The organism is Allomuricauda sp. M10, from assembly GCF_020782875.1.
Lineage (GTDB): Bacteria > Bacteroidota > Bacteroidia > Flavobacteriales > Flavobacteriaceae > Flagellimonas.
On the sequence record NZ_JAJGBN010000013.1, the window covers coordinates 1 to 5329 of the forward strand.

Annotated in this window: 2 tRNA genes and 3 rRNA genes; all 5 read left to right on the forward strand. The window is 53.7% G+C overall.

The features are described 5' to 3' along the window. The first annotated feature begins 103 nt into the window (after positions 1–103). The 5 genes from LKX84_RS17825 to rrf all read left to right on the forward strand — a co-directional run bounded on the left by LKX84_RS17825 (position 104) and on the right by rrf (position 5288). Positions 104–1621, forward strand: a 16S ribosomal RNA gene (locus LKX84_RS17825). A gap of 112 nt (positions 1622–1733) precedes the next feature. Next, positions 1734–1807: transfer RNA gene (locus LKX84_RS17830), tRNA-Ile, on the forward strand. Between the two features lie 152 nt (positions 1808–1959). Then, positions 1960–2036, forward strand: a tRNA-Ala gene (locus LKX84_RS17835). Between the two features lie 174 nt (positions 2037–2210). Next, positions 2211–5025, forward strand: a 23S ribosomal RNA gene (locus LKX84_RS17840). A 151-nt stretch (positions 5026–5176) separates the two neighbouring features. After that, a 5S ribosomal RNA gene (gene rrf, locus LKX84_RS17845) occupies positions 5177–5288 on the forward strand. Together the 16S, 23S and 5S rRNA genes with 2 tRNA genes alongside form the textbook arrangement of a ribosomal RNA operon. Positions 5289–5329: the final 41 nt, after the last annotated feature.

The following is a 5329-nucleotide window of genomic DNA, read 5'->3' on the forward strand; positions in this document are numbered from 1 at the left end:
AAGAAGTTCATATACATATTGTAACGACAGCGTAAAGAGAATAAGAACCATTTTGATGCGGGGACTCGGTTATTCCGGGTGTCGGACAGACATTCAAGGAAATACAATGAAGAGTTTGATCCTGGCTCAGGATGAACGCTAGCGGCAGGCCTAACACATGCAAGTCGAGGGGTAGAGGGTGCTTGCACCCTTGAGACCGGCGCACGGGTGCGGAACGCGTATGGAACCTGCCCCTGTCAGGGGAATAGCCCAGGGAAACTTGGATTAATGCCCCATGGTATCCATGTATCGCATGATATGTGGATTAAAGATTTATCGGACAGGGATGGCCATGCGTACCATTAGCTTGATGGTGGGGTAACGGCCCACCATGGCGACGATGGTTAGGGGCCCTGAGAGGGGGATCCCCCACACTGGTACTGAGACACGGACCAGACTCCTACGGGAGGCAGCAGTGAGGAATATTGGACAATGGTCGGAAGACTGATCCAGCCATGCCGCGTGCAGGATGACGGCCCTATGGGTTGTAAACTGCTTTTAAACGGGAAGAAACCCACCTACGTGTAGGTGGCTGACGGTACCGTAAGAATAAGGACCGGCTAACTCCGTGCCAGCAGCCGCGGTAATACGGAGGGTCCGAGCGTTATCCGGAATCATTGGGTTTAAAGGGTCCGTAGGCGGGCCTGTAAGTCAGGGGTGAAAGTTTGTGGCTCAACCATAAAATTGCCTTTGATACTGCAGGTCTTGAGTCATGGTGGGGTTGCCGGAACATGTGGTGTAGCGGTGAAATGCATAGATATCACATAGAACACCGATCGCGAAGGCAGGTGACCAACCATGTACTGACGCTGATGGACGAAAGCGTGGGTAGCGAACGGGATTAGATACCCCGGTAGTCCACGCCGTAAACGATGGATACTAGCTGTGGGGGCGCAAGCCTCCGTGGCCAAGCGAAAGTGATAAGTATCCCACCTGGGGAGTACGTTCGCAAGAATGAAACTCAAAGGAATTGACGGGGGCCCGCACAAGCGGTGGAGCATGTGGTTTAATTCGATGATACGCGAGGAACCTTACCAGGGCTTAAATGCAGGCTGCATGGGGTGGAGACATCCCTTTCTTCGGACTGCCTGCAAGGTGCTGCATGGTTGTCGTCAGCTCGTGCCGTGAGGTGTCAGGTTAAGTCCTATAACGAGCGCAACCCCTGCCGTTAGTTGCCAGCATGTAAAGATGGGGACTCTAACGGGACTGCCGGTGCAAACCGTGAGGAAGGTGGGGACGACGTCAAATCATCACGGCCCTTACGTCCTGGGCCACACACGTGCTACAATGGCCGGTACAGAGGGAAGCCACCCCGCAAGGGGGCGCGGATCTATAAAACCGGTCACAGTTCGGATCGGGGTCTGCAACTCGACCCCGTGAAGCTGGAATCGCTAGTAATCGGATATCAGCCATGATCCGGTGAATACGTTCCCGGGCCTTGTACACACCGCCCGTCAAGCCATGGAAGCCGGGAGTGCCTGAAGTCCGTCACCGCAAGGAGCGGCCTAGGGCAAAATCGGTAACTAGGGCTAAGTCGTAACAAGGTAGCCGTACCGGAAGGTGCGGCTGGAACACCTCCTTTCTAGAGAAAGAGACGCCCGGAAAACGGGGTCCCGCACGAGGTGGTCCTTTGCCTTTATGCTGTCGTTCACAATATGTTTTTTTGGTATACAGGCAATTTTTTAGGCCAAGACAGTCTCATAGCTCAGCTGGTTAGAGCGCTACACTGATAATGTAGAGGTCGGCAGTTCGAGTCTGCCTGAGACTACGGAAGCGGCGAAGCCGCAAGTTATAAGTTTTGGGTTTTAGGCTCAAGGTTTATAAAAGTTCTTTAAAAGAGTATTGAATAGGAAATTCTAGGTGTTGGGTTACCGTTATGTAGTACTGTTAACTGATAACTGTTAACTGACCACTGATAATGGGGGATTAGCTCAGCTGGCTAGAGCGCCTGCCTTGCACGCAGGAGGTCAAGGGTTCGACTCCCTTATTCTCCACCACGGCAAGAGTCGTCCACGGTGATTTTATCGCCGCTGGCGGCCCGCCAGAAAGTTCATTGACATATTGGGACGGAGCGTGATGATTAGGTTCATCATGGCGAAGTCAAAAGAAGAAACACGAAGTAGAATAGAATATATAAGGATTACGAGAGGGCATCCGTACTTGGTACGGGTGCGACAAGCAAAAGAAGGGCGTATGGGGGATGCCTAGGCTCTCAGAGGCGACGAAGGACGCGATAAGCTGCGAAAATCCACGGGGAGCTGCACATGAGCTTTGATCCGTGGGTGTCCGAATGGGGCAACCCGGCAGGTTGAAGGCCTGTCACACCGCAAGGTGGGCGAACCCGCTGAACTGAAACATCTAAGTAGGCGGAGGAAGAGAAAACAAGAGTGATTCCGAGAGTAGTGGCGAGCGAAATCGGAACAGCCCAAACCAACGTTGTCTCGGCAATGTTGGGGTTGTAGGACCACGATGTTCTTTGCGTGACGAACCGGAAGCAGTTGGAAAGCTGCACGATAGGGGTGACAGTCCCGTACGGGCAAGGAGCGTTAAAGATAGTGGTATCCTGAGTAGCGCGGGGCACGTGAAACCCTGTGTGAATCCGGCGGGACCATCCGCCAAGGCTAAATACTCCTGGGAGACCGATAGTGTACCAGTACCGTGAGGGAAAGGTGAAAAGAACCGTGAACAACGGAGTGAAAAAGACCCTGAAACCATACGCCTACAAGCGGTCGGAGCCGGTTTACCGGTGACGGCGTGCCTTTTGCATAATGAGCCTACGAGTTACTTTTACCGGCAAGGTTAAGCACTTATGGTGCGCAGCCGCAGCGAAAGCGAGTCTGAACAGGGCGCTTTAGTCGGTAGTAGTAGACGCGAAACCGTGCGATCTACCCATGGGCAGGTTGAAGCTGTGGTAACACATAGTGGAGGACCGAACCCGTTGACGTTGAAAAGTCTTGGGATGACCTGTGGGTAGGGGTGAAAGGCCAATCAAGCTCGGAAATAGCTCGTACTCCCCGAAATGCATTTAGGTGCAGCGTCCTGATAGTTATATAGAGGTAGAGCTACTGATTGGATGCGGGGGCTTCACCGCCTACCAATTCCTGACAAACTCCGAATGCTATATAATGTTTCAGGGCAGTGAGGGCATGGGTGCTAAGGTCCATGTCCGAGAGGGAAAGAACCCGGACCATCAGCTAAGGTCCCCAAATATGTGCTAAGTTGACAAAACGCGGTGGGACTGCACAGACAGCCAGGATGTTGGCTTGGAAGCAGCCATCCATTTAAAGAGTGCGTAACAGCTCACTGGTCGAGCGGTCCCGCATGGATAATGATCGGGCATAAGCACATTACCGAAGCTATGGACCCCAAGGGGTGGTAGGGGAGCATTCCGTTCTGCGATGAAGCGGGCCTGCGAGGTCCCGTGGAGCGTACGGAAACGAAAATGTAGGCATAAGTAACGATAATGCGGGCGAGAAACCCGCACGCCGAAAGACCAAGGTTTCCCCGGCCATGCTAATCAGCCGGGGGTCAGTCGGGACCTAACACGAACCCGGAAGGGGCAGTGGATGGACAAGCGGTTAATATTCCGCTACCCGCAATGCGACAAAAGTGACGGGGCAACTTAGTTGGTGCGTGCTGACGGAATAGCACGTTGAAGCGCAAGCGATAGTACGACAAGGCCACGGCCGCGTCGATAATCCAATGGCGTTGCCTCCAAGAAAAGCGAGCATTGCGGCCCGTACCGTAAACCGACACAGGTGGTCGGGATGAGAATTCTAAGGCGCTCGAGAGATTCATGGTTAAGGAACTAGGCAAAATGGACGCGTAACTTCGGGAGAAGCGTCGCTTACTTCGGTAAGCCGCAGTGAATAGGCCCAGGCGACTGTTTATCAAAAACACAGGGCTCTGCCAAATCGAAAGATGACGTATAGGGCCTGACACCTGCCCGGTGCCGGAAGGTTAAAGGGAGACGTCAGCCGCAAGGTGAAGCGTTGAACTGAAGCCCCGGTAAACGGCGGCCGTAACTATAACGGTCCTAAGGTAGCGAAATTCCTTGTCGGGTAAGTTCCGACCTGCACGAATGGTGCAACGATCTGGGCACTGTCTCAACCATGATCTCGGTGAAATTGTAGTATCGGTGAAGATGCCGGTTACCCGCAGTGGGACGAAAAGACCCCGTGCACCTTTACTATAGCTTCGTATTGACCCTGGGCAAGGGATGTGTAGGATAGCTGGGAGGATTTGAAGCGCTGTCGCCAGGCAGTGTGGATCCGTTGTTGAAATACCAGCCTTCGTTTGTCCGGGGCCTAACCCAGAAATGGGGACAGTGCGTGGTGGGTAGTTTGACTGGGGTGGTCGCCTCCAAAAGAGTAACGGAGGCTTCTAAAGGTGCCCTCAATACGGTTGGCAATCGTGTGCAGAGTGCAATGGCACAAGGGCGCTTGACTGTGAGACATACAGGTCGAACAGGTAGGAAACTAGAGCATAGTGATCCGGTGGTTCCGCATGGAAGGGCCATCGCTCAAAGGATAAAAGGTACGCCGGGGATAACAGGCTGATCTCCCCCAAGAGCTCACATCGACGGGGGGGTTTGGCACCTCGATGTCGGCTCGTCACATCCTGGGGCTGGAGAAGGTCCCAAGGGTTGGGCTGTTCGCCCATTAAAGTGGCACGCGAGCTGGGTTCAGAACGTCGTGAGACAGTTCGGTCTCTATCTACTGCGGGCGTTAGAAATTTGAGTGGATCTGGTTCTAGTACGAGAGGACCGAACTGGACCGACCGCTGGTGCACCGGTTGTCCCGCCAGGGGCATCGCCGGGTAGCTAAGTCGGGATGGGATAAGCGCTGAAGGCATATAAGCGCGAAACCCGCCACAAGATGAGATTTCTTTAAAGGGCCGTGGGAGATGACCACGTCGATAGGCCGTAGGTGGAAGTGCAGCGATGCATGCAGCCGAGCGGTACTAATTGCCCGTAAGCTTGCGCACCGCCCTCGCGCGGTTCCTTATGAAAACAATACTTCGTTGACTCTTTTTTGGGCCTTGCCAAAGGTCCGTCCCAACATATGTCATACTTCGGCTATACTTCGACAGGCTCAGCAGGGCCCGCTCAAGTGACCGACATTAAGATATTGAAAATCTAGGTGGCCATGGCGACGGGGCACACCCCTTTCCATTCCGAACAGGGAAGTTAAGCCCGTTTGCGCCGATGGTACTGCCACACCAGGTGGGAGAGTAGGTCGCCGCCTTCCTCGAAGCCCCTTCACTCATGTGAAGGGGCTTTTTTGTTTTT